21 protein-coding genes are annotated in these 21218 nt (G+C 66.1%); 10 read left to right on the top strand and 11 right to left on the bottom strand.

Annotated features, from left to right (window positions below; all coding sequences use genetic code 11):
• Positions 1–107: 107 nt before the first annotated feature.
• Together radA and BH95_RS15695 are read right to left on the bottom strand one after the other, a co-directional pair.
• Entirely contained in the window at positions 108–1517 is a 1410-nt protein-coding gene (gene radA, locus BH95_RS15700) for a DNA repair protein RadA (RefSeq protein ID WP_020110908.1), read from the bottom strand.
• Between the two features lie 44 nt (positions 1518–1561).
• Positions 1562–2224: a hypothetical protein gene (locus tag BH95_RS15695; protein WP_371828088.1), complete on the bottom strand. Its 663-nt coding sequence runs from the start codon at positions 2222–2224 to the stop codon at positions 1562–1564.
• Positions 2225–2671: 447 nt separating this feature from the next.
• On the opposite strand from BH95_RS15695, the gene carD reads away from it, so the two are divergent.
• The 6 genes from carD to BH95_RS15665 are packed head-to-tail and all read left to right on the top strand — an operon-like array spanning position 2672 to position 7805.
• Positions 2672–3160, top strand: a complete 489-nt coding sequence (gene carD / locus BH95_RS15690) for an RNA polymerase-binding transcription factor CarD (protein ID WP_019663083.1) — start codon at positions 2672–2674, stop codon at positions 3158–3160.
• A 17-nt stretch (positions 3161–3177) separates the two neighbouring features.
• Complete coding sequence (ispD, locus tag BH95_RS15685) at positions 3178–3858, top strand: 2-C-methyl-D-erythritol 4-phosphate cytidylyltransferase (protein WP_037183042.1); 681 nt, start codon at positions 3178–3180, stop codon at positions 3856–3858.
• Positions 3855–4319, top strand: coding sequence for a 2-C-methyl-D-erythritol 2,4-cyclodiphosphate synthase (ispF, locus tag BH95_RS15680; RefSeq protein ID WP_037164153.1), 465 nt, complete (start codon positions 3855–3857; stop codon positions 4317–4319). Before ispD ends, ispF begins: the two co-directional genes overlap by 4 nt.
• 23 nt (positions 4320–4342) lie before the next feature.
• On the top strand, positions 4343–5758 hold the full coding sequence (gene cysS, locus BH95_RS15675) for a cysteine--tRNA ligase (protein WP_037185168.1): 1416 nt from the start codon (positions 4343–4345) through the stop codon (positions 5756–5758).
• Positions 5758–6747 (top strand): 23S rRNA (guanosine(2251)-2'-O)-methyltransferase RlmB, encoded by a 990-nt coding sequence (gene rlmB / locus BH95_RS15670; RefSeq protein ID WP_019663087.1) that lies wholly within the window; start codon positions 5758–5760, stop codon positions 6745–6747. Before cysS ends, rlmB begins: the two co-directional genes overlap by 1 nt.
• A 56-nt stretch (positions 6748–6803) precedes the next feature.
• Entirely contained in the window at positions 6804–7805 is a 1002-nt protein-coding gene (locus tag BH95_RS15665) for an iron-siderophore ABC transporter substrate-binding protein (RefSeq protein ID WP_244164981.1), read from the top strand.
• Positions 7806–7822: 17 nt separating this feature from the next.
• Here BH95_RS15665 and BH95_RS15660 read toward each other — a convergent pair whose 3' ends face one another.
• From BH95_RS15660 to BH95_RS15635, 6 genes are all read right to left on the bottom strand, one after another.
• The gene (locus BH95_RS15660; protein ID WP_037183037.1) at positions 7823–8668 is read right to left on the bottom strand and encodes a biotin-dependent carboxyltransferase family protein; all 846 of its coding nucleotides are present in this window, start codon (positions 8666–8668) and stop codon (positions 7823–7825) included.
• On the bottom strand, positions 8665–9267 hold the full coding sequence (locus tag BH95_RS15655) for a 5-oxoprolinase subunit B family protein (RefSeq protein ID WP_037143395.1): 603 nt from the start codon (positions 9265–9267) through the stop codon (positions 8665–8667). Before BH95_RS15655 ends, BH95_RS15660 begins: the two co-directional genes overlap by 4 nt.
• Positions 9267–10025, bottom strand: a complete 759-nt coding sequence (locus tag BH95_RS15650) for a LamB/YcsF family protein (protein WP_037183034.1) — start codon at positions 10023–10025, stop codon at positions 9267–9269. The genes BH95_RS15655 and BH95_RS15650 overlap by 1 nt, the downstream gene beginning before the upstream one ends.
• A gap of 148 nt (positions 10026–10173) precedes the next feature.
• On the bottom strand, positions 10174–11049 hold the full coding sequence (locus tag BH95_RS15645; protein WP_037164151.1) for a metal ABC transporter permease: 876 nt from the start codon (positions 11047–11049) through the stop codon (positions 10174–10176).
• Positions 11046–11867: a metal ABC transporter ATP-binding protein gene (locus BH95_RS15640; protein ID WP_037183032.1), complete on the bottom strand. Its 822-nt coding sequence runs from the start codon at positions 11865–11867 to the stop codon at positions 11046–11048. The genes BH95_RS15645 and BH95_RS15640 overlap by 4 nt, the downstream gene beginning before the upstream one ends.
• Before the next feature lie 38 nt (positions 11868–11905).
• On the bottom strand, positions 11906–12913 hold the full coding sequence (locus tag BH95_RS15635; RefSeq protein ID WP_019663094.1) for a metal ABC transporter solute-binding protein, Zn/Mn family: 1008 nt from the start codon (positions 12911–12913) through the stop codon (positions 11906–11908).
• Between the two features lie 141 nt (positions 12914–13054).
• On the opposite strand from BH95_RS15635, the gene BH95_RS15630 reads away from it, so the two are divergent.
• Positions 13055–14146 carry a LacI family DNA-binding transcriptional regulator gene (locus BH95_RS15630; RefSeq protein ID WP_026347426.1) on the top strand — a complete coding sequence of 364 codons (1092 nt, stop codon included), beginning with the start codon at positions 13055–13057 and terminating at the stop codon, positions 14144–14146.
• A 13-nt stretch (positions 14147–14159) separates the two neighbouring features.
• Here BH95_RS15630 and otsB read toward each other — a convergent pair whose 3' ends face one another.
• From otsB to BH95_RS15615, 3 genes are read right to left on the bottom strand one after another with little or no spacing between them, the layout of a single operon-like run.
• Positions 14160–16706, bottom strand: coding sequence for a trehalose-phosphatase (otsB, locus tag BH95_RS15625; RefSeq protein WP_019663096.1), 2547 nt, complete (start codon positions 16704–16706; stop codon positions 14160–14162).
• A gap of 51 nt (positions 16707–16757) precedes the next feature.
• On the bottom strand, positions 16758–17405 hold the full coding sequence (gene kstR, locus BH95_RS15620) for a cholesterol catabolism transcriptional regulator KstR (RefSeq protein ID WP_037144636.1): 648 nt from the start codon (positions 17403–17405) through the stop codon (positions 16758–16760).
• A gap of 4 nt (positions 17406–17409) precedes the next feature.
• Positions 17410–18117 carry a FadR/GntR family transcriptional regulator gene (locus tag BH95_RS15615; protein WP_037143407.1) on the bottom strand — a complete coding sequence of 236 codons (708 nt, stop codon included), beginning with the start codon at positions 18115–18117 and terminating at the stop codon, positions 17410–17412.
• Between the two features lie 67 nt (positions 18118–18184).
• Between BH95_RS15615 and BH95_RS15610 the strand changes: the two genes are divergently transcribed.
• From BH95_RS15610 to BH95_RS15600, 3 genes are all read left to right on the top strand, one after another.
• Positions 18185–19057 (top strand): alpha/beta hydrolase, encoded by an 873-nt coding sequence (locus BH95_RS15610; protein WP_037183029.1) that lies wholly within the window; start codon positions 18185–18187, stop codon positions 19055–19057.
• 114 nt (positions 19058–19171) lie between these two features.
• Positions 19172–20548: a GntP family permease gene (locus BH95_RS15605; protein ID WP_037183026.1), complete on the top strand. Its 1377-nt coding sequence runs from the start codon at positions 19172–19174 to the stop codon at positions 20546–20548.
• Between the two features lies 1 nt (position 20549).
• Positions 20550–21074: a gluconokinase gene (locus BH95_RS15600; protein ID WP_019663101.1), complete on the top strand. Its 525-nt coding sequence runs from the start codon at positions 20550–20552 to the stop codon at positions 21072–21074.
• Positions 21075–21218: the final 144 nt, after the last annotated feature.

Here is a 21218-nt window from a genome sequence, read left to right as displayed (position 1 = left end):
GGTGCGTGTCCTGCAGGAAAGAGGTTACGTGAGCGGGAGTGGAGCCTGCGGAATGACCCGATTATGCGGGAGTGGAGCCCGCGGAATGACCCGAATTTGCGTGCTGACTAGCGAGAGCGGGGACGGACGGAGGTCAGGGCGTCGGCGAGGTTGGTGACTGTTCTGACTTTCATTCCGGCGGGCATCGGGTCGTCGTGTGGAGGCGTGATGGCGTGGGTGAAGCCGAGGCGTGCCGCTTCGGCGAGTCTTCTGCCGAGGCCGGACACGCGGCGGATCTCGCCTGCGAGGCCGACTTCGCCCAGGATGACGAGGCCGGGATCGAGTGGCACGTTGTTGACGCCGGATGCGACGGCGGCGGCGAGGGCAAGGTCCACGGCGGGTTCGGTGGTTTTCATACCTCCGACCGTGGCGGCGTAGACCTCGCACTTGGCGATCTTGAGGCCGCAGTGTTTCTCGAGGACCGCGAGGATCATTGCGACGCGGGCGGAGTCGAGGCCGCTGACGGCCCGTCTCGGTGACGGCATGTGTGTCTCGACGACGAGTGCCTGCAGTTCGGCGAGCAGGGGGCGCTTGCCGTCCATGGTGACGGTGACCGCCGTGCCTGCGACGGACTCCGTCCGGTGGTGCAGGAACAGCCCGGATGGGTCGGAGATGCCGACGATGCCCGTCTCGCGGAGTTCGAAGCAGCCGACCTCGTCGGATGCGCCGAATCGGTTCTTGACGCCTCGGATCATCCGCAGGGTGGAGTGTTTGTCGCCTTCGAAGTGGAGGACGACGTCGACGAGGTGTTCGAGGGACCTCGGTCCGGCCACCGCGCCGTCCTTCGTGACGTGACCGATGAGCAGTACCGCGACTCCGGTCGTCTTGGCGAGCGAGGTCAATGCACTGGTGATGGCGCGTACCTGGGTGACGCCGCCGATGACTCCGTCGACGTCGGCGGCGAGCATCGTCTGTACCGAGTCGACGATGAGCAGGCTGGGCTTGACTTGCTCCACGTGCCCGAACACCGTGGCGAGGTCCGATTCGGCGGCGAGGAACACACGCTCGTGGACAGCCCCGGTGCGGTCGGCACGCAGACGTACCTGCCCGGCGGACTCCTCACCCGTGACGTACAGGGCGCGTCTGTCCTCACCCGTTCGTGCCCACCGATGGACGACCTCGAGGAGCAGCGTCGATTTTCCGACGCCCGGCTCGCCCGCGAGAAGTACGACGGATCCGGGAACGAGGCCGCCACCGAGAACCCGGTCGAACTCGCTGATGCCGGTGGAATTGGCCTGGGACGTCGTGCTGCTGATCTGGGTGATCGCGGCAGCGGGCGACGTCGGGATCATCGGCGCTAGCGTCGACCGTGTGTTTCCGGCCCCGAGGCCGGACGCGCCTGCTCGGGTGGCGACGGGTGCGAGGACCGTGGCCTCGTCCATCGAACCCCAGCTACCGCACTCCGGGCAGCGCCCCACCCATTTGGCGACGGTGTGATGGCAGGCCGAACAGCGGTAGTTGGACTTCAGTTTGGCCACGGGAGAAGACTAGAGGTGACCACCGACATCGAATGCGTCGAAGATCAGTTGTTCCCGTCCGCGCCTTCTTCGACCTCGGTCTCGACGACGCTCTGCTCGGCTTCCGCAGCTTCGCCGTGCAGCTCCGCCTCGACGGGGGACTTCTCGGAGATGTTGCGCTCGAGGACCTGACCGGCATCGACGGGAACGAGAAGCTCCACGTCGCCCGCGTCTTCGAAGGTGAAGGTGATCGGAACGGTCAAGCCCGGACGAACTTCCTCGCCGATGCCGTTGAGCTCGACGACGATGAACTGAAGCGGAATGTCGGGGTTGGTGGCCTCGTTGTCCACGGGCGTACCGGCGCCGAGTGCAGTCAGCGGTGCGATCTCGGTTCCACCCGGCTCTTCGCCGACGGTGATCGACGACGCCGCTGTCGTGGAGATGCGCGTCAGAGTGTCTGCGTTTGCAGGGCTGTTGTTGACGGCGATGAATCCGAGCTCCACCTTGCCGCCTGCCTCGATCGAGTACTCCTCGGTCTGCGGGTAGACGACGTGAACGTTGCGCAGCGAGATGTCACCGATGTCGGCGGAGTTTCCGTTGACGGCGGACACCTGCGTCGCCGTCTGCGAGATCTGGCCTGCGCCGCACGCGGACAGTGCGAGTACACCGCCGGCTGCGAGGGCGACAACGGCTGCCAGTCGCTTTCCGGGGCGTACCGCAGGCTCCAGGCTGGTACTGGTCTTCGGGTTCGCGGTCGCAGCAATGAACGCAGTCACTTCGTCGTCCTCCAGGTGTGGCCGGTGTCGATGGCGCGGGCGAGGCGGCTGCGTCGTTCAGCCGATTCGTCGGTCCACTAGGCAGAGTAGTAGTCAGCCCGCGGCGATGGATCGCTGGGGCGCGAACACGCTGTCCGATTGCCGACTTCTCGGCGTGTCGGCGGGGTGTCGATTGCATGCTCGGAGGGGTGAGAAAGCGCTGCTCCGTGTCGTCTGCGCCACACGGAGGAGGGATGCGAATCGGGGGTCGAGACCGGAGCCCGCGGGGCGACTCGAGAGGTCGGCACTGCACGTCCAGGCGCCCATGTCAACCCCTGCCGCGTCGGCTCCGTGCCCCTGACCTGCGCCGTTGATCCGGGCGCGTGGTAAACTGGGAAAATCGAAAGGGGCACGGGACACATGATTTTCAAGGTCGGAGACACCGTCGTTTACCCCCATCACGGAGCGGCGCTGATCGAAGCGATAGAAACCCGCACCATCAAGGGTGAACCGAAAGAGTACCTAGTTCTCAAAGTAGCTCAGGGCGATCTCACCGTTCGAGTTCCTGCAGACAACGCCGAATATGTCGGCGTTCGCGACGTAGTAGGACAAGAAGGACTGGACAAGGTGTTCCAGGTTCTTCGTGCGCCGCACACCGAAGAGCCCACCAACTGGTCCCGTCGATACAAGGCGAACCTCGAGAAGCTTGCTTCGGGCGACGTCAACAAAGTTGCCGAGGTCGTTCGTGACCTCTGGCGGCGTGAGCAGGACCGTGGATTGTCCGCAGGCGAGAAGCGCATGCTGGCCAAGGCCCGTCAGATCCTCGTCGGAGAATTGGCTCTGGCCGAGGGAACCGACCAGGCCAAGGCGGACACCATGCTGGACGAAGTACTCGCCGCAGCATCCTGATCACCAGCGACACCACGGTGACAGGAGCCACCTCGGGTTCCGTCGTCGCACTCGTTCCGGCGGCGGGGCAGGGCCTGCGTCTTCAGCAGGGTCTGCCCAAAGCCTTCGTGACAGTCGGTGGCACCACGCTTCTTCGACGCTCGGTCGACGGCCTGATCGCATCAGGATCCGTCGACCGAATCGTCGTGATGGTGCCGGAGGAACTCGTCGAGCACACGCGTGACCTGTTCGCCGACGTCACCGTCGTTGCCGGTGCAGCAGAACGCACCGACACCGTCGCCGTCGGACTGAAAGCAGCCGAGGGCGCGGACATCGTTCTCGTCCACGACGCGGCCCGCGCACTGACCCCTCCGTCGCTGATCGCGCGCGTCGTGGCGGAAGTTCGAGCCGGCCGGCGCGCCGTCGTACCCGCACTGCCGGTAGCCGACACCATCAAGACCGTCGACCTCATGGGCGCGGTTCTGGGCACCCCCGAACGCAGCGGGTTGCGCGCGATACAGACGCCGCAGGGATTCCGCGCCGACCTTCTGCACCGCGCCTACGCGGAAGTTTCGAGCATCGCCACCGACGACGCAGGCCTGGTGGAACGTCTGGGCGAAACCGTCCACACCATCGTCGGCGACGCACTTGCCTTCAAGATCACCACTCCGCACGACCTTCTTCTTGCGGAAGCCATCGTCGGGCGGGAGAACTCATGAGAGTCGGGATCGGTACCGACGTCCACCCCATCGCGAAAGGCCGACCGTGCTGGCTGGCGGGCCTCGAATTCGCCGATGCCGACGGTCTGGACGGGCACTCCGACGGTGACGTCGCATCGCACGCGCTGTGCGATGCACTGCTGTCCGCGGCTGGACTCGGTGACCTGGGTTCGGTGTTCGGCACCGGCCGCCCGGAATGGGACGGCGTCAGCGGGGCTGCGATGCTGACCGAGGTTCGACGATTGTTGACGGAGAACGGGTTCTCCATCGGTAACGCTGCCGTACAGATCATCGGCAACAGGCCCAAGATCGGCCCGCGGCGCGCGGAGGCACAGGAAGTGTTGTCCGCGGTGCTGGGGGCGCCCGTGTCGGTATCGGCGACCACCACCGACGGTTTGGGATTGACCGGCCGCGGCGAGGGAATCGCCGCCGTCGCGACCGCACTTGTCATGAGCGAGTAAATGCACCGGTAGGATTGCTGGTCGTGACCCTTCACCTATACGACACCGAGACGAGGGCCCTGCGGGAATTCTCCCCCTTGGTCCCTGGCCATGCTTCGGTGTACCTGTGTGGGGCAACGGTTCAGGGTGAACCGCACATCGGCCACGTTCGTAGCGGCGTCGCGTTCGACGTCCTGCGTCGCTGGCTGTCGGCGCACGACTACGACGTCGCTTTCATTCGCAACGTCACCGACATCGACGACAAGATTCTGAACAAGGCACGCGACGCGGGGCGCCCGTGGTGGGAGTGGGCCGCGACGTTCGAGCGGTCCTTCACGTGGGCGTACGACAAACTGGGTGTGCTTCCGCCGTCGGCGGAACCGCGCGCGACCGGGCACATCACGCAGATGGTGGAACTGATCGAGCGACTGATCGCATCCGGTCACGCTTACGCTGCCGACGGTGACGTCTACTTCGACGTTGTCAGCTTCCCCGACTACGGCGCGCTGTCCGGCCACAAGCTCGACGACGTCCACCAGGGCGAAAGCGTCGGCGCAGGCAAGCGGGATCCTCGCGATTTCACGCTGTGGAAGGCCGCCAAACCCGGTGAGCCGTCGTGGCCGACGCCGTGGGGCCGCGGTCGCCCCGGTTGGCACCTCGAGTGCTCCGCGATGTGCGAGGCGTACCTCGGATCCGATTTCGACATCCATTGCGGCGGTCTGGATCTGGTGTTCCCACACCACGAGAACGAGCGTGCCCAGAGCAAAGCCGCCGGTGACGGCTTCAGTCGGTACTGGCTGCACAACGGGTGGGTGACGATGGGCGGCGAGAAGATGTCCAAGTCGCTCGGCAACGTGCTGTCGGTGCCCAACGTGCTCAAAAGTGTTCGGCCGCAAGAGCTTCGGTACTACCTCGGCAGCGCGCACTACCGCTCGATGCTCGAGTACTCGGACAACGCATTGCAGACAGCGGCGGTCACGTACCGAGGCATCGAAGGATTCGTCAAACGGACCGTCGAACGCGCGGGCGATATTCCACTCGGGACGTGGACCGAGGACTTCGCCGCGGCATTGAACGACGACCTCGGCGTACCCAAGGCTTTGGCTGCCGTCCATGCGACGGTCAAGGCAGGCAACAGCGCCCTCGAAAGCGGCGACCTCCTGGGCGCCGTCGAGCAGGCCTCGAAAGTGCGGGCCATGTTGTCGATTCTCGGTGTGGACCCACTCGACCCACACTGGTCGTCGGGGGCAAGCGACAACGACGCCGTCGTCGGTGCGCTCGGTGTGCTCGTCGACGCAGAGTTGCAGCGTCGCGCGCAGGCGAAGATCGACAAGGACTGGCCGACGGCGGACGCGATACGCGACCGCCTCGCCAAGGCCGGCATAGATGTGACAGATACCCCGAGCGGGCCGGAATGGACCGTCGGGGACACGAGCAGTAACGACGAAGCAGGGCAGTGATGGCAGGCAATTCCAGTAGGCGCGGCGCAGTACGCAAGTCAGGCACCAAGAAGGGGCAGGTCGCCGGATCCGGTGGCAACCGTCGCCGGGGCCTCGAAGGACGTGGCGCGACCCCTCCGGCCGAGGCCAGGACCAAACATCCGGCGTCGCGCAGGGCGAAGCTGGCGGACAAAGCCGCCCAGAACAGCGGCGGCAGGAACGGCGGCACTCGCCAGGGTGGTGGACGCGTCGCCAGTCGCAAGAACGACGACGGTCCCGAGGTCGTTCTCGGTCGCAACCCCGTCGTCGAATGCCTCCGCGCCGGCGTCCCCGCCACAGCACTGTGGGTGGCCGTCGGAACGGACAGCGACGAACGACTGAAGGAAAGCGTTCAGCGTGCAGCCGACGCCGGCATCTCCATCCTCGAGGTGCCGCGGTCGGACCTGGACAAGCTGAGCGCCAACGGTCTGCATCAGGGTCTGGCCCTGCAGGTGCCGCCGTACCGCTACGCACACCCCGACGACCTTATCGGCAACGCTCGCGCTCAGCAGGAGCCCGCACTGCTGGTTGCCCTCGACAACATCACCGACCCGCGAAACCTCGGTGCCGTCGTCCGGTCCGTCGCCGCGTTCGGAGGCCACGGCGTCGTCATTCCGCAGCGCCGAAGTGCAAGCGTGTCCGCCGTCGCGTGGCGCACCAGCGCCGGTGCCGCCGCTCGCCTGCCCGTCGCCCGCGCAACCAACCTGACGCGAACGCTCAAGGATTGGCAGACCAAGGGCGTCACCATCGTCGGCCTCGACGCCGAGGGTGACACCACGCTCGACAACTTCGACGCCAGTGGCCCCGTCGCCATCGTCGTCGGCTCCGAGGGCAAGGGCCTGTCCCGTCTCGTCCGCGAGACGTGCGATTCCATCCTGTCCATTCCGATGGCCGGACCGGTGGAGTCCTTGAACGCCTCCGTCGCGGCCGGAGTCGTGCTGGCCGACATCGCACGGCAGCGCAGGCTCTGACCACACGGCTCCGAATCAGCTGGTAGGTTAGGCACACCTTAGAGAGGGTGTGTCGAATGATGTCGAAGAAGTCACGGCTGTACGCCGGTGTCGCGACGGCCGGACTGTTGCTCGGATCGGTCGCATGTTCGTCGGAGTCCGCTCCCGATACGGCGAGCGACACCAGATCCGTCGTCCACAAGCTGGGTACCACCGAGGTACCCGTGGACCCGGAGCGCATCGTCACGGTCGGGTACTCCGATCAGGACACCCTGCTCGCGTTCGGTGAGGTCCCGGTCGGCGTCACCGACTGGTACGGCGACTATCCGGACGCGACGTGGCCGTGGGCGCAGGATGCCCTCGGCGACGCCCACCCCGAGGTGTTGAACCGGGGCCAGTTCACCGGTGCGGCCAACATCGATTTCGAGGGCATAGCGAAGCTCGAACCGGACCTGATCATGGCGCAGTACATCGACGTGAGCACCGACGCGTACGCCAGGCTTTCGGAGATCGCACCTACGGTGACGGGTTCGCCCGACTATCCGGATTTCGGTATGCCGTGGCAGGAAAGCGTGCGTCTCGTCGGCGACACGCTGGGCGAGGCCGACAGAGCTGCAGAGCTCGTCCGGAGCGTCGACGCCGAACTCGGCGAGCAGCGCGAGGCCCACCCCGAATTCGAAGGAAAGACAGTAGCGGTGGTCGAATCGGGTGAGCCCGGTTCGTTCTGGGTGCGGTCACCCAACGATCAGCGGTCCCGCCTGCTCACTTCGCTCGGATTCGTCATCCCGCAGCAGATCACGGACCTTGCAGGGGATCTCGATGCATTCGAGATCAGCACGGAACAACTCGGGATGCTCGAACTCGACGTTCTGGTGTGGAACACCGGGGGCACCGAAGGCACGAGCGACCGAATCAGAGCGACACCCACGTATCAGGTGCTGAACGTGGCCAAGGACGGACGGGACGTTTTCGTCGACGACCCCATCGTCTCCGGCGCCCTCACATGGGGCAGCGTCCTGAGTCTGCCGTTCGCGATCGACGCGCTCGTCCCCGAGTTGGCGGCTGCTGCGTCGAAGTGACGCGCAGGCCGAGGCATCTATCGAGGACCGAAGCGCACCGAGTCGCCCGGCCGTAGCTGCCCCAGCCGCGATAGGTCGGCGTCGCGCACCACGCCGATCACCGGGTAACCGCCGGTGACGGGGTGGTCGGCCAGGAAGACGACGGGTTTGCCGTCCGGAGGCACCTGTAGAGCTCCGATCACCATTCCCTCGCTGGGCAGTTCAGTGGAGTCGGTGCGCACCAGTGCGGTGGCGCTTTCGAGACGTACGCCGACACGATCGGCGTCGGCGGTGACGGTCCATTCCTGCTCGAACAGTGCCGACGGATTGTCGAACCAGTCCGCACGTGGACCCGGCACGATCCCGATCGGCCCGGATGATGTGACTTGCGGCGCCAGTTCTGTTGCGGGCCAATCGGATACGTCGTCGCCGATCGCGAGGATGGTGCCTGCCTCGAGCGGCGGGGGTCCCAGGCCGGACATCGTGTCCGTCGACCGGCTGCCCAGAACCTTCGGGACGTCGACGCCGCCGCGCACGGCCAGATAGGTTCGAAGGCCCGACGTCGGTGTGCCCAGGCTCAATTCGTCGCCGTCGTTCAGAATCAGCGTGCACTCCATGCCGTCGGCGATGCCGCCGACCGTCACCGGGCACTCCGCACCGACGACGGCGACGACCACCTGTCCACGCGCCCGAACGCGGAGGCCACCGAAGGTCGCTTCGAGGGTTGCGGCGTCGACGGTGTTTCCGACGAGTCGATTCGCGGCGTCGTGTGCAGCCCGGTCCGCGGCGCCCGACCAACCGACGCCGATCCCGGAATGCCCGGGACGACCGCGGTCCTGGACGGTGCACAGGGGGCCCGGGGTGAGAACCTCGAGGGATTTCATCGTTGTTCGAACCGAACTGTGACGCCCGGCCGGAGCAGTGCAGGTGGATCACGTTCCACGTCCCACAGCACGGCATCGGTCCGGCCGATGAGCTGCCAACCACCCGGTGAACTGCGTGGATACACTCCGGAGAATTGACCGGCGAGCCCGACGGACCCGGCGGGCACCGTCGTACGCGGTGTTGTTCTCCGTGGCACGGTCAAGCGGTCGTCCTGACCGACGAGATAGCCGAATCCCGGTGCGAAGCCGCCGAATGCGACCGTCCACGTCTGCTCGGTGTGCGCCCGGACGACCTCGGCGACCGTCAGGCCGGTGGCCTCGGCGACGTCGCTCAGGTCCTCACCGTCGTAGGTGACGGCTACGACGACGGTGTCGGTGTCGTCCTCGACTTCCTGCGCGGACGGTTCGGTGCTGCGAACCCAGGCGAGTACGGCGTCTCGATTTCCGTTGTGCCGAACCAGAACTGTCCGTGTGGCCGGGACGAGGTCGACCACCGAGTCGATCCGCGATGCCGCCAACGACCGGTAGTTCGCCATGGCGTCGGCGAGATCTGCGTATTCGACGAGCACTGCCCGGTCTCCGGCGTCGCGGACGAACATCAGACGAACGCGGTGATGTCGATGTCGTTGTCGGACAGTATGTTCTGTACGGCCACGGCCATCTCGACGGCGCCGGGAGAGTCCCCGTGGACGCACACCGATTCCGCGTCGATCCGTACGGTCGACCCGTCGATCGCTTCGATCGTGCCCTCCTGCACCAGGCGCAGAGCTCGCCTCGCCACCTCGGTGGGATCGGACAGGACCGAATCGGCTTCCCGCCGGGACACCAGTTCTCCCGCCGGTGTGTAGGCGCGGTCCGCGAACGCTTCGCTCACCGTACGAAGGCCGGCCTGGCTCGCTTCCTCGAGGAACACCGAGCCGGGAAGCCCCAGAACCGGAAGCGCGGGATCGTAGGTGCGGACGGCATCGACGACGGCGCGGGCCTGCTCGCGATGGCCGACGATCGCGTTGTACAGCGCACCGTGCGGCTTGACGTACGAGACAGCGGAACCCGCGGCACGAGCGAGACCGTCCAGGGCGCCGATCTGATACAGCACGTCCGCAGTCAGGTCGGCCGGTTCCATGTCGACGAAACGCCTGCCGAAGCCCGCGAGATCGCGATACCCGACCTGAGCGCCGATACGAACTGCATTGTCGACAGCAGCCCGGCACGTCGCCAGAATCGTCGTCGGATCACCCGCGTGAAACCCGCACGCGACATTCGCGCTCGTGACGAGGGTCAGCATGGCGTCGTCGTCGCCGAGCTTCCACGTGCCGAAGCTTTCGCCGAGGTCGGAATTCAAATCGATGGAAGGCATCGTCGACGATTCTATGCGGCCCGAGGTGACCGAACGGCACATTCGCTCCGAGGTGCGCGGGCGACCCCAGTGCACACAAGTCGGGTCCGGAGGGCCGGATGTGACCCCAGGAGGCGATTCGTGTGCACTCAGGACCGGTGAAACCGGATCAGACGAGCACGCGCCCCGAGTTGGACTTCCTCCGCGAGCCGACGACCCGGCAGACGAGGTAGATGACGAACGAGATGGTGGTGACGAACGTCGAGACGGGAACGCCGGGAGCGAGCGACAGCAGGATTCCGCCCACTGCTGCGGTCTCGGCGAACACGATCGACAGGATCGTCGCCTTCAGCGGGCTCGCGGTGACGCGGGCAGCGGCGGCGGCGGGCGTGATCAGCAGCGACAGCACCAGGAGTGCTCCGACGATCTGGACGCCCAGAGCGCAGGCAACACCGACGAGCACCGCGAACACGACCGACAGTGCGCGCACCGGGACGCCACGGGCCAGGGCGACCTCCGGGTCGGTGCTGGCGAACAGCAACGGGCGGTAGACGACGGCCAACACGATCAGCACGACGACGGCGCAGATCAGCAGCAACTGCAGGCCGCTCTGCCCGACGCCGACGATCTGGCCGATGAGGAGCGAGAAGCTCGTTCCGGTTCGTCCTGGGTAGAGCCAGATGAAGAGGACCGACAATCCGAGACCGAAGGACATGATGACGCCGATGACGGAGTCGCGGTCGCGTGCCTTGGATCCCAGTAGCGCGAACATCACGGCGGCGACGACGGATCCCACGATGGCACCGAGCCCGACGGTGATGCCCACCAGCAGTGCCGCCGATGCGCCCGTCAAGGACAGTTCGCTCGAGCCGTGGACGGCGAACGCCCATTGTCTGCTGACGATGAGTGGTCCCAGTGCTCCGGCGAGGAGTCCGAGGATCGCGGCGGCGATGAGCGCTTGCTGGACGAAGTCGTATCCGAGCAGGTTGGCGGTGGAACTGAAATCGAGCATCTTGGAGAAGGCGTCGACGACTTTCTCGTTCATGAGACGTCCTCGGTCGGGGGGTGGTGCGCACCTGCGGTGCCGAGTGCGTCGATGGAGTCGCCGGTTCCGACGACGACGAGGCGTCCGCGGACTCGGAGGACCTCGACCTCGGTCCCGTAGAGCTCGGAGAGAACTTCGGTGGTCATGACCGTCGACGGCGATCCGATGCGGAACTTGCCGTCGACGATGTAGACGATTCGATCGACGAGGGGGAGGATCGGGTTGATCTCGTGGGTGACGAACAGGACGGCGGTGTCGTGCTCGCGGCGTCGGCGATCGATCAGTTCGGACACGAGGCGTTGGTTGGCGAGGTCGAGGCTGAGCAGTGGCTCGTCGCACAGCAGCACCGACGGATCGCCGACGAGTGCCTGCGCGATGCGGAGCCGTTGCTGCTCGCCACCGGACATCGTTCCGACGGGTGCTCCGGCGAACGCGTTCGCGTCGACCTGGTCGATGGCGGCCTGGACGATGCGCTTGCGCTCACGCATTCCGCGGAAACCGAGGCCCCACTTGTGCCCGTCCCAGCCGAGCCCGACGAGGTCTCGTCCGCGGAGCGGCAGGCCGTCGTCGATGCTGCGTTGCTGGGGGACGTATCCGACGCCGGACTGGCCCCGCCGGACGGGTGAGCCGCCGATGGTCGCCGTGCCCGACGTCAGCTGGTTCTGGCCTAGCAACACCTTGAGCAGGGAGGTTTTCCCCGACCCGTTGGGGCCGAGGATCGCCACGAATTCTCCTGGCTCGACCTCGAGGTCGAGGTTCTGCCACAACGTGCGGTCACCGAACGACAGCTCGGCGTCGCGCAGTTCTACAGCAGACATGGGTTACAGCTTTCCAGCACCTGGGTGGTCAGGCCCACTCAGGATGCACTGAGTGCGGCTTGCAGATCCTCGGCAGCCTTGGTCTGCCACTGGATGTACGTCTGGCCTTCCGGCAAGGTCTCGGTGACCTCGACGACAGGAATGTTCGCGGCCTCGGCCGTGGAACGGATGTCCTGGGTGACTGCGTCCTGGGTCTGGATGTTGTAGATCAGAACGTCGACGCTGTTCGAGGTGAAGAGATCACGTGTCGCGGCGATGGACGCGGGGGACGGGTCGTTGCCCTCCTCGATGGCGTCCTTGAAGTCCTCCGGTGTGCGATCGTCGAGGCTCGACTCCTCGATCAGGTAGTGCGCGATCGGTTCGGTCTGTGCGACAGGTGCATTGGGGTGATCGGCCGCGATCTTCGCGGTCACGTCGGTGATGGCGTGGACCTGCTCGTGGAACGACTCGGCGTTCGCGGTGTACTGCGCCGCGTTGTCCGGATCCAGCTGTCCGAGCTTCTCGGCGATGGATTCTGCTGTGGCAGCGGCGACTTCGGCGTTGTACCAGACGTGCTCGTTGACCTCGCCGTGGCTGTGGCCGTGCTCGTCCTCGGTGGCAGCCTCTCCGGCGGCGGGCTCGTCCTCGTGGGTGCCCTCGCCTTCGTGACCGTGTTCTTCTCCGAGGAGGTCGAAGGCGTTGACGCTCGGGACGTTCTTGCCCTCGGAGGACAGGATGTCGTCGATGAATTCGTCGTATCCGCCGCCGTTGTAGACGACCAGGGAGGCCTCGGCGACCTTGGCTGCGTCACCGGGGGACGCCTCGTAGGAGTGGGGATCGGCCGACGGGTCCGCGATGATGGAGTCGACGGTGGCGAGGTCGCCTGCGACGGCTTCGGCGACGCTGCCCCACACGTTGGTCGACGCCACGATGGTGACGGGGCCGTCGACGGCGGTCGCGGGGGCGGAGTCGGTGGAGGCGGTGGACTGCGTGTCGGAGCTGCAGGCGCTGAGCGCGAGGGCCGCTGCACAGGACAGGCCGACGAGGGTGGTGGCGGTGCGACGCATGGGGGCACTCCTTCGGAGTGAAGAATCAGATGCAATTGGAAACGGTTACCGTTGTATTCTAGCTTCGCGCACGTCAGCGATCGAATCGGGCAAACACGGCCCGATTTTCGCTGCGACCCGGTATGCGACTAACGTCCGAGTATGTCCAGGTCGAGGGAGCCGCGTCGCCCGGCCACATTGGCGTCCATCGCCGCCGAACTGAAGGTGTCACGCACCACGGTGTCGAACGCCTACAACCGCCCCGATCAACTGTCACCTGAGCTGCGGGAACGCGTGCTGATGGCAGCCAAACGTCGCGGATACGCCGGGCCCGATCCCGTGGCACGGTCGCTGCGTACCCGGAAAGCCGGGGCTGTCGGTCTGGTTCTTACCGAGGCGCTGAGCTACTCGTTCCGCGACCCGGCCGCCATGGCGTTCCTCGCCGGCCTCGCGGAATCGTGCGAAGCCGCCGGGCAAGGCCTGCTGCTGATTCCCGCAGGCCCGGACCGAGACGACACCGCCGCCGCGGCTGTCGTCCAACAGGCAGGGGTCGACGCCTTCGTCGTCTACTCCGTCGCCGACGACGACCCCTATCTCCTGGCCGTCCGCGAACGGCACCTGCCCATCGTCATCTGCGACCAACCACGAGGCGTCCCCGAAGCCGCACTGGTCGCCATCGACGACCGCGCCGCGATGAAACTCATCGCCGACCAGGTCATCGCCCTCGGGCACAAGCACATCGCGGTGCTGTGCATGCGCCTCGGACGGGACCGACGCGACGGCGTCGTACCCCCGGTGCGGCTGGCCAACAGTCACTTCCACGTCCAGCGTGAGCGTATCGCCGGAGTCCAGGACGCGATGCGGGAAGCCGGACTCGACCCGGACGCTCTGACCGTCGTCGAACGTTTCGAGCACACACGACGTTCCGGCCACTCGGCGGCAGCCCAAGCGCTGCAAGCGAATCGAGACACCACCGCGCTGCTGTGCACCACCGACGTCCTTGCACTGGGAGCGCTGAACTTCGCGAAGGTCACCGGCATCGACGTCCCCGGCGAACTCACCGTCACCGGATTCGACGGCGTCGAGGACGCCATCCGAGAGAACGTGACGACGGTTCGTCAGGACGCCGAGGAGAAGGGTCGACGCGCAGGCACATTGCTGACGTCGACCGCGCGCTCCGGCGTCGTGACCGCCGAATTCCTGCCGACCGAATTGGTCAAGGGACGTACTGCGGGTGCTCCCCCCACCGCGTGAGCGGCGGGGGTGTTCAGCTGAGCAACGCCGCGCACCTGAGCAGTCCGAGGTGGCTGTAGGCCTGCGGGTGGTTACCCAGTGACCGCTCCGCGACCGGATCGTATTCCTCGCTGAGCAGTCCGGTGGGTCCTGCCGCGCTGACCAGCTGCGCGAACAGGGCTTCCGCTTCGGCGCGCTGCCCGACGAGCAGGTAAGCCTCGACGAGCCAGGCTGCACAGAGGTGGAACCCGCCTTCGCCGCCGGGCAAACCGTCGTCGTGGTGGTACCGGTAGACGGTCGATCCACTGCGCAGTTCGGCTTCGGTAGCGGTGACGGTTGCGGCGAACCGCGGGTCCGAGGGATCGATCAGGCCGGACAGGCCGATGTGCAGCGTGGCGGCGTCGAGGTCCGTGCCGTCGTACGCCGCGGTGTAGGACTGGACCTCGTCGTTCCACCCCTGCTCGAGAACCTCGGCGCGAATCGTCGAACGCAGTGTCTCCCACGTTGGTTCGGCAGTGCGGCCGAAGCTCGCGGCGAGGGTCAGCGCCCGGTCCACCGTCAACCAGCCCATGACTTTCGAGTAGACGTGGTGGCGAGGATTGCCGCGGATCTCCCAGATACCGTGATCGGGTTCGGTCCACCGCCGCATCACGGCCTCCACCATGGACCGGACCAGCGACCAATCGTCCTCGGACAGGGCCTCTTTCCCTTCCAGCCCTGTCGCCTGACGCGCGTGCGCGAGCGACGAGATGAGGTCGACGATCGGCCCGAAGACGTCGAGCTGAACCTGCTGGTTCGCGGCGTTTCCGACGCGCACCGGCCGCGAGCCGGCGTACCCGGGTAGTTCGTCGATGACGGCTTCCGGTGGCAGTCCCAGACCCCAGATGGTGTACAGCGGATGCAGACGTTCCGGTCCCGGAACCGATTGCAGCACACCGTGAATCCAGGACAGGTAGCTTTCCGCCTCGGCGGTGGAACCGACGTTGACCAGCGCCGAGGCGGTGAGGGCGGCGTCGCGTAGCCAGCAGTAGCGGTAGTCCCAGTTCCTGACGCCGCCGATTTCCTCGGGCAGTGACGTGGTGGCGGCCGCCATGATGGAACCCGACTCCGCGTGAACGAGGCCGCGCAGTGTCAGGGCGGATCGCTTCATCAGATCTCGTTTGAGCGGCGGAAGAGCCAGTCCGTCGACCCACTCCTTCCAGTACGCCTCGGCCTGCCGACGTCGCTCGACCTCGGGTACTTCCGACGGTCCGAGATCCTCTGTTCCCAAACGCAATTCGAGAACGACCGGGCCGCTCGACGGATCCACCTCGGCATGAGCGGTTTGCTGGGTGCCGTCGGACACGACGTTCCACCGCACTCCGGGGCTTCGCAAGACCATCGGGTCGGCCGTGCCGTGAATGCGGAGGCCGTCGGCCTCGGGTTCGAGTTGCACTCGGACCTTGCCGAACTCGGGGCGAGGCGCAAACGTCACGACCGCCGCGGCTTTTCCGGTGATCACGCGTGTCACACACGTCTGACCGGTGGGCACGTCGTGCGGAAGGTAGTCGGTGACCTGGAGGCTCGACCACTTGGTCTGCACGGTCATCGTGCCGTCGACGTACTGCTGGCTCAGCGGTAGAGCCGTACGCGTCGGGCCGACGCTGAAATGGCCCGCTTCGTCGCCGCCGAGAAGGTGCGCGAAGACGGCAGCGGCATCGGGCTCCGGATGGCACAGCCAGGTGAGGTCCGCGTCGGGAGTCACCAGGGCGACGGCGTTGGGGCTGGCCAGCATCGTCAGCCGTTCGATACGAGGCGCGTCGGCTCCCGAGAGCCACTGGCGTCGTTCCTCGAGCAAGAACGCCAAGGCCAGCGCAACCTGCTGCGTGGAGTCGATCCGGAACTCGGCCGAACTGTCGCCTGCACCGACCTTGACGCCGATGTCCGGACCGTGGAGGCGAGCGAAGGCCTTCTCGTCGGTGACGTCGTCGCCGAAGAAGACCGCTGCGGTCGCGCCTTCCTGGTGCCGGAGGATGTCCAGGGCGACGCCCTTGTCGGTGACGATGACAGCGAGTTCGATCACCGACTTGCCTTCGGTGACCTGCACTCCGTCACGGCGGGCGACGCCCTCGCGCACGGCGTTCAACGCCCGTTCCGCGTCGACGGGCTCGGCGTTGCGTACGTGCAGCGCAGCGCTCGCCGGCTTGACCTCCACTCCGACGCCGGGGAATCGGCCGGCGATCGACTCCATCTCGGCGGAGATGTCACCGAGCAGCTTCTTGGCCTTGTCGTCGATCGCGTGGATGAAACCGATGTCGAACTCACTGCCGTGGCTTCCGACGAGCTGAACTTCGGCGGGCAACCGGGACAGTGTTGCCAGGTCACGTAGTGCGCGGCCGGAGATGACCGCCGCGGTGGTACCGGCGAGCGTCGCGAGCCCGCGCATGGCGCTGACGGCCTCTGCGTGGGGAAACGCCTTCAGCGGATCGGACACGATGGGAGCCATCGTGCCGTCGTAGTCCGAGGTGACGAGGAGGCGAGGGGTCCGGGCGACGCCGATGAGAGCGCGTCGGAGTTCCAGTGGCAGTTCCAGAGCAGTCACTCGAATGAATCTATGCGATAGCCGCGGAACCGGCTCACCGGTCCCCTCACGTCACATCGACGCTTCGGCGTTTCCGAGGAGCAGGTCGACGGTCAATTCCAGCCTCATCGCAACATCGTTCGCCGACGATCGCCGCGTCAACCACGCCACCAGATTGGACAACCAGACGTCGCTGACGACACGAGCGATGTTGAGCTGCAACTGTGTCGGCTCACCGTCGCTCATCGCCTCGGCGAACATTCGGTCCATCAATCGACCCACATGATCGACCTCGGCGGCCGCGGAGGCGTCGGCCGACATGAATGCTCGGGTCATCGCTTCGGTGAGCAACGGATCACGCTGCATCGCACGTGTGATCTGACTCAGGACCAGATGCATGCGTTCCCGCGGCGTCCGGCCGGACGGGAACGTGCGTTTCGCGGCGATCTTCTCGAACTCGCGGGCAAGCGCGGAGACGAGCAGATGCACTTTCGACGGGAAATAGCGGTACAACGTTCCGACAGCCACGTCGGCACGTTCGGCGACCGCACGCATCTGCACCGCGTCGTACCCGCCCTTCGATGCCAGCGCGAGAGTCGAGTCCAGGATTCGTCGGCGACGTTCACGCTGCGCCTCGGAACCGAGGACCTCGTCCACCAGGGCGCCCGCGGATCGCGGTGACTCGTCACGGCCTCGGCCGGTGTGTCGATCAGTGGGCATCGTGTCACTCACCCCGTGCAGTCTCGGACATCGCGGCGGCGGACTCGGTGACGATCTCGAGCATGGCCTGCTCCGCGGCGGCCGCGTCCCCGGCCTGGATCGACGACGCGACGACGCCGTGGAGACGAATCGCTTCCGGGTCGGCCTGGTGCGGCATCAACGCGTGCCGTGTCCGACCGGCGAGTACCTCGACGACGATCTCCGACATCGAGCGCAACATCGGATTGCCCGACGCCGCGAGCAACGTGCGGTGAAAATCGGAGTCGTGAGCGAGGTAGGCGTCGGAATTCGCGGCGCGAGAGGTGGCCGACATGCCGATCACCGCCGCGGTCAGCTGGCCGCACTGCTGCGGGGTCGCACGATCAGCGGCGAGGCGAGCAGCCAAAGGCTCTATGCCGGAACGAAGTTCACTGAGAACGATCAGCTGCTTCGCGCGATCGGGGCCGGCCAGTTGCCACCGGATCACCAGCGGATCGAGCGCGTTCCACGCCGTCGACTCCTGCACGGTGATGCCTACCTTGCGTCTGACGGTCAGGAGCCCGAGCGACTCGAGCACGCGGACGACCTCGCGCACCACGGTCCGCGAGACCTCGAAGCGGGCAGCCACGTCGTCGGCGGAAATCCGGGTACCCGGGACGATCGTTCCGTCGACGATGTCGCGTCCCAGTTTCTCCAGGACGGTGACGTGCAACTGCAAGGATTCGGCTACCACTTCTCGATCGTGCCACGTGTGCGCCGGGTTCTCTTCCCGCTACTGTGACGGGCGGGAGGGATGTCCAATGACTGCAGACAGAGTCGACGTGCGTTTTCCGTCCGGGGGTATCGAGTGCGCCGCCTGGTTCTACCAGGGGGCTGCCGGTGCACCGGTGGTGGTCATGGGGCACGGCCTCGGCGGCGTCAAGGAGATGAGACTCGACGCCTTCGCGGAGATGTTCGCGGCCCAGGGATATTCGTGCCTGGTGTTCGACTACCGGCACTTCGGCGGCAGCGACGGCGAGCCACGTCAGCTCCTCGACATCGACGAACAGTTGGAAGACTGGGCCGCCGCCATCGCGTTCGCCCGCACCCGGGCCGAGAAGATCGTGCTCTGGGGCACGTCGTTCGGCGGCGGGCACGTGATCGTCGCGGCGGCGCGGGACGGTCACGTCGATGCGGTGATCTCCCAGTGCCCCTTCACCGACGGCATTGCATCGGCGCTTGCGACGAATCCACTGGTCGCGGTGCGTGTTACTGCTCGCGCTCTGCGCGACAAGCTCGGTTCTGCGCTCGGCCGAGCACCCCGAACGATCCCGCTCGCCGGCAAGCCGGGCGCGACGGCGCTGATGTCGTCCGAGGATGCGCTCGACGGTTACCTGGCGCTCCTTCCCAGCGGGGCGTCGTTCCGCAACGAGGTTCTCGCCAGGGTCGGGCTGGACATCCCACTGCGACGACCGGGGCGTCATGCGTCGAACGTCACGTGTCCGATCCTGTTCACGGTGTGCGAGACGGACACCGTCGCCCCGGCGAAAGCAACTCTCCGGCACGCTGCACGCGCGCCGCGCGGCGAGGTCATGAGCTATCCCGACGGGCACTTCGCCATCTACGTCGGCGACGCCTTCGAGCGCGTCGTCGCGGATCAGATCGCGTTCCTGCAGCGAGTGGTGCCCGTCTAGCTATTTGTAGTACAAATCGGCCGAGGTCTTGTCATTCGTCGTACTTTTGGGCATAGTGAGCCGAGTCACCTCCCGGGGGAGGTGCCGACCACCTCACCGAAAAGGTAAATGCCCATGCTCACGACACTTGCTCAGGCCGCCGACGGCGCCACCGCGTCGGACGCTCGACTCATCCTGTCCGCGATCGTCGGCGTCGCGGTCATCATCGGTCTCATCACCTGGCTCAAACTCCACCCGTTCGTCTCCCTGACCATCGGAGCCGTCGGAGTCGGAATCGCCGCCGAACTCGGTGCAGCCGATTCGGTCGCAGCGTTCGTCGAGGGCTTCGGATCGACGATGGGCAGCGTCGGCATCCTCATCGGCTTCGGCGCGATGTTCGGAAAACTGCTCGCCGATTCCGGCGGAGCGGACCGCGTGGTCGACACACTCGTCGGGAAATCCTCGCCCGCGCTCCTTCCGTGGACGATGGCGCTCGTCGGCGCCGTGATCGGGCTTCCTATGTTCTTCGAGATCGGCCTCGTCCTGCTGATGCCGGTGATCATCCTGGTGGCCCGGCGGTCCGGTCAGCCTCTGATTCGAATCGCCATCCCGACGCTGGCTGGACTGTCCGCGATGCACGGTCTCGTGCCACCGCACCCGGGCCCGCTCGTCGCCGTCTCCGCTCTGGACGCCAACCTCGGACTCACGCTCGGTCTCGGAGTGATCGTCGCGATCCCGACGGTCGTCGTCGCCGGACCGCTGTTCGGCAAGCTCGCGTCCAAGTGGGTCGATGTGCCGGTTCCCGCCCTGTTCGAAACATCCGAGAACGAGGAATCGCGCCGACGCCCGACATTTGCGGCGACCCTTGCTGCGATCCTGCTGCCCGTGGTCCTCATGCTCGGCAAGGCAGCGGCCGATGTCATTGCCGCAGAATCGAGTTCACCACTGAAGGGTCTGCTCGACTTCCTCGGCACACCCGTGGTCGCGCTGGGAATCGCCGTCCTCGCCGGAATCTTCCTCCTCGGCCGCGGAGGTGGAATGGACCGGCCCGCGATCGCGAAATCCGTCGAGAGCTCACTGCCCCCGATCGCCGGAATCCTCCTGATCGTCGGCGCCGGAGGCGGTTTCAAGCAAGTACTCATCGACACCGGAATCGCCGACGTCATCGCCGACGCCATCAAATCCAGCAGCCTCCCCGTTCTCTTCCTCGCCTGGTTGGTTGCGGTACTGATTCGCGTCGCGACCGGTTCGGCAACCGTGGCCACGGTGACCGCGTCGGGAATCCTGGCTCCTGTTGCAGCAGAACTGTCCTCGACCCACGTCTCCCTGATGGTCCTGGCCATCGGCGCAGGCTCACTCTTCCTGTCGCACGTCAACGACGCCGGATTCTGGTTGGTCAAGGAATATCTGGGTACCTCCGTCGTGCAGAATCTGAAGACATGGAGCGTGATGGAGTGCGTGATCTCGGTGACAGGCCTGGCCGGTGTCCTGGCGTTGAGTGTGGTGATCTGACATGACAACGCACCCGGTACTGGTGATCATGGGCGTATCCGGATCCGGAAAGTCCACCGTCGCAGGCATTCTCGCCGGAGCACTCAAATGGGACCTGCAGGAGGGCGACGACCTGCACCCCGACGCCAACGTCGCGAAAATGGCCTCGGGCCACCCACTCACCGACGAAGACCGATGGCCGTGGCTCGAGACCATCGCGGACTGGATCCGAGCGCACGCAGAAGCAGGTGAGCCAGGAATCGTCACGTGCTCGGCACTCAAACGCAGCTACCGCGACATCCTCCGCCGAGGCTCGGAGGGCAACGTCGTCTTCGTTCACCTCGCAGGCTCCCGCGAACGCATCAGCGGCAGACTCAACGCCCGCATGAACCACTTCATGCCCAGCGGCCTCCTCGACACCCAGATGTCCACCCTCGAACCCATCGACCCCGACGAACCCGCCATCGTCATCGACGTCGGCCCACCACCCGCAGACATCGCCGCCTCGATCATCGCCGAACTCGAGACCTATCTTCGGACCGAATGAACCGTTCGGTCACTCCAAGTGACCGAACGGCACATTCGCTCACTTCAAGTGACCGAACGTCACGTTCGGTTCGGCGGAGGAGCGAGGTATGAAGCAGCGGTGCTGGTTTTTAAGCATACGAATGAACGACTTTCTTGCCAAAAA

Source organism: Rhodococcoides fascians A44A (genome assembly GCF_000760735.1).
GTDB lineage: Bacteria > Actinomycetota > Actinomycetes > Mycobacteriales > Mycobacteriaceae > Rhodococcoides > Rhodococcoides fascians_E.
The sequence above is the reverse complement of the archived record's forward strand: the minus strand, read 5'-3'. Positions and strand labels throughout refer to the sequence as shown.

Coding starts and splice junctions, on each gene's coding strand:
- BH95_RS15635 (WP_019663094.1), bottom strand. CDS start 12,913: ATGCGTCGCACCGCCACCACCCTCGTCGGCCTGTCCTGTGCAGCGGCC.
- BH95_RS15650 (WP_037183034.1), bottom strand. CDS start 10,025: ATGCCTTCCATCGATTTGAATTCCGACCTCGGCGAAAGCTTCGGCACG.
- BH95_RS15630 (WP_026347426.1), top strand. CDS start 13,055: ATGTCCAGGTCGAGGGAGCCGCGTCGCCCGGCCACATTGGCGTCCATC.
- BH95_RS15665 (WP_244164981.1), top strand. CDS start 6,804: ATGATGTCGAAGAAGTCACGGCTGTACGCCGGTGTCGCGACGGCCGGA.
- rlmB (WP_019663087.1), top strand. CDS start 5,758: ATGGCAGGCAATTCCAGTAGGCGCGGCGCAGTACGCAAGTCAGGCACC.
- ispF (WP_037164153.1), top strand. CDS start 3,855: ATGAGAGTCGGGATCGGTACCGACGTCCACCCCATCGCGAAAGGCCGA.
- BH95_RS15660 (WP_037183037.1), bottom strand. CDS start 8,668: ATGAAATCCCTCGAGGTTCTCACCCCGGGCCCCCTGTGCACCGTCCAG.
- BH95_RS15605 (WP_037183026.1), top strand. CDS start 19,172: ATGCTCACGACACTTGCTCAGGCCGCCGACGGCGCCACCGCGTCGGAC.
- BH95_RS15655 (WP_037143395.1), bottom strand. CDS start 9,267: ATGTTCGTCCGCGACGCCGGAGACCGGGCAGTGCTCGTCGAATACGCA.
- BH95_RS15600 (WP_019663101.1), top strand. CDS start 20,550: ATGACAACGCACCCGGTACTGGTGATCATGGGCGTATCCGGATCCGGA.
- BH95_RS15645 (WP_037164151.1), bottom strand. CDS start 11,049: ATGAACGAGAAAGTCGTCGACGCCTTCTCCAAGATGCTCGATTTCAGT.
- BH95_RS15640 (WP_037183032.1), bottom strand. CDS start 11,867: ATGTCTGCTGTAGAACTGCGCGACGCCGAGCTGTCGTTCGGTGACCGC.
- carD (WP_019663083.1), top strand. CDS start 2,672: ATGATTTTCAAGGTCGGAGACACCGTCGTTTACCCCCATCACGGAGCG.
- BH95_RS15610 (WP_037183029.1), top strand. CDS start 18,185: ATGACTGCAGACAGAGTCGACGTGCGTTTTCCGTCCGGGGGTATCGAG.
- kstR (WP_037144636.1), bottom strand. CDS start 17,405: ATGCCCACTGATCGACACACCGGCCGAGGCCGTGACGAGTCACCGCGA.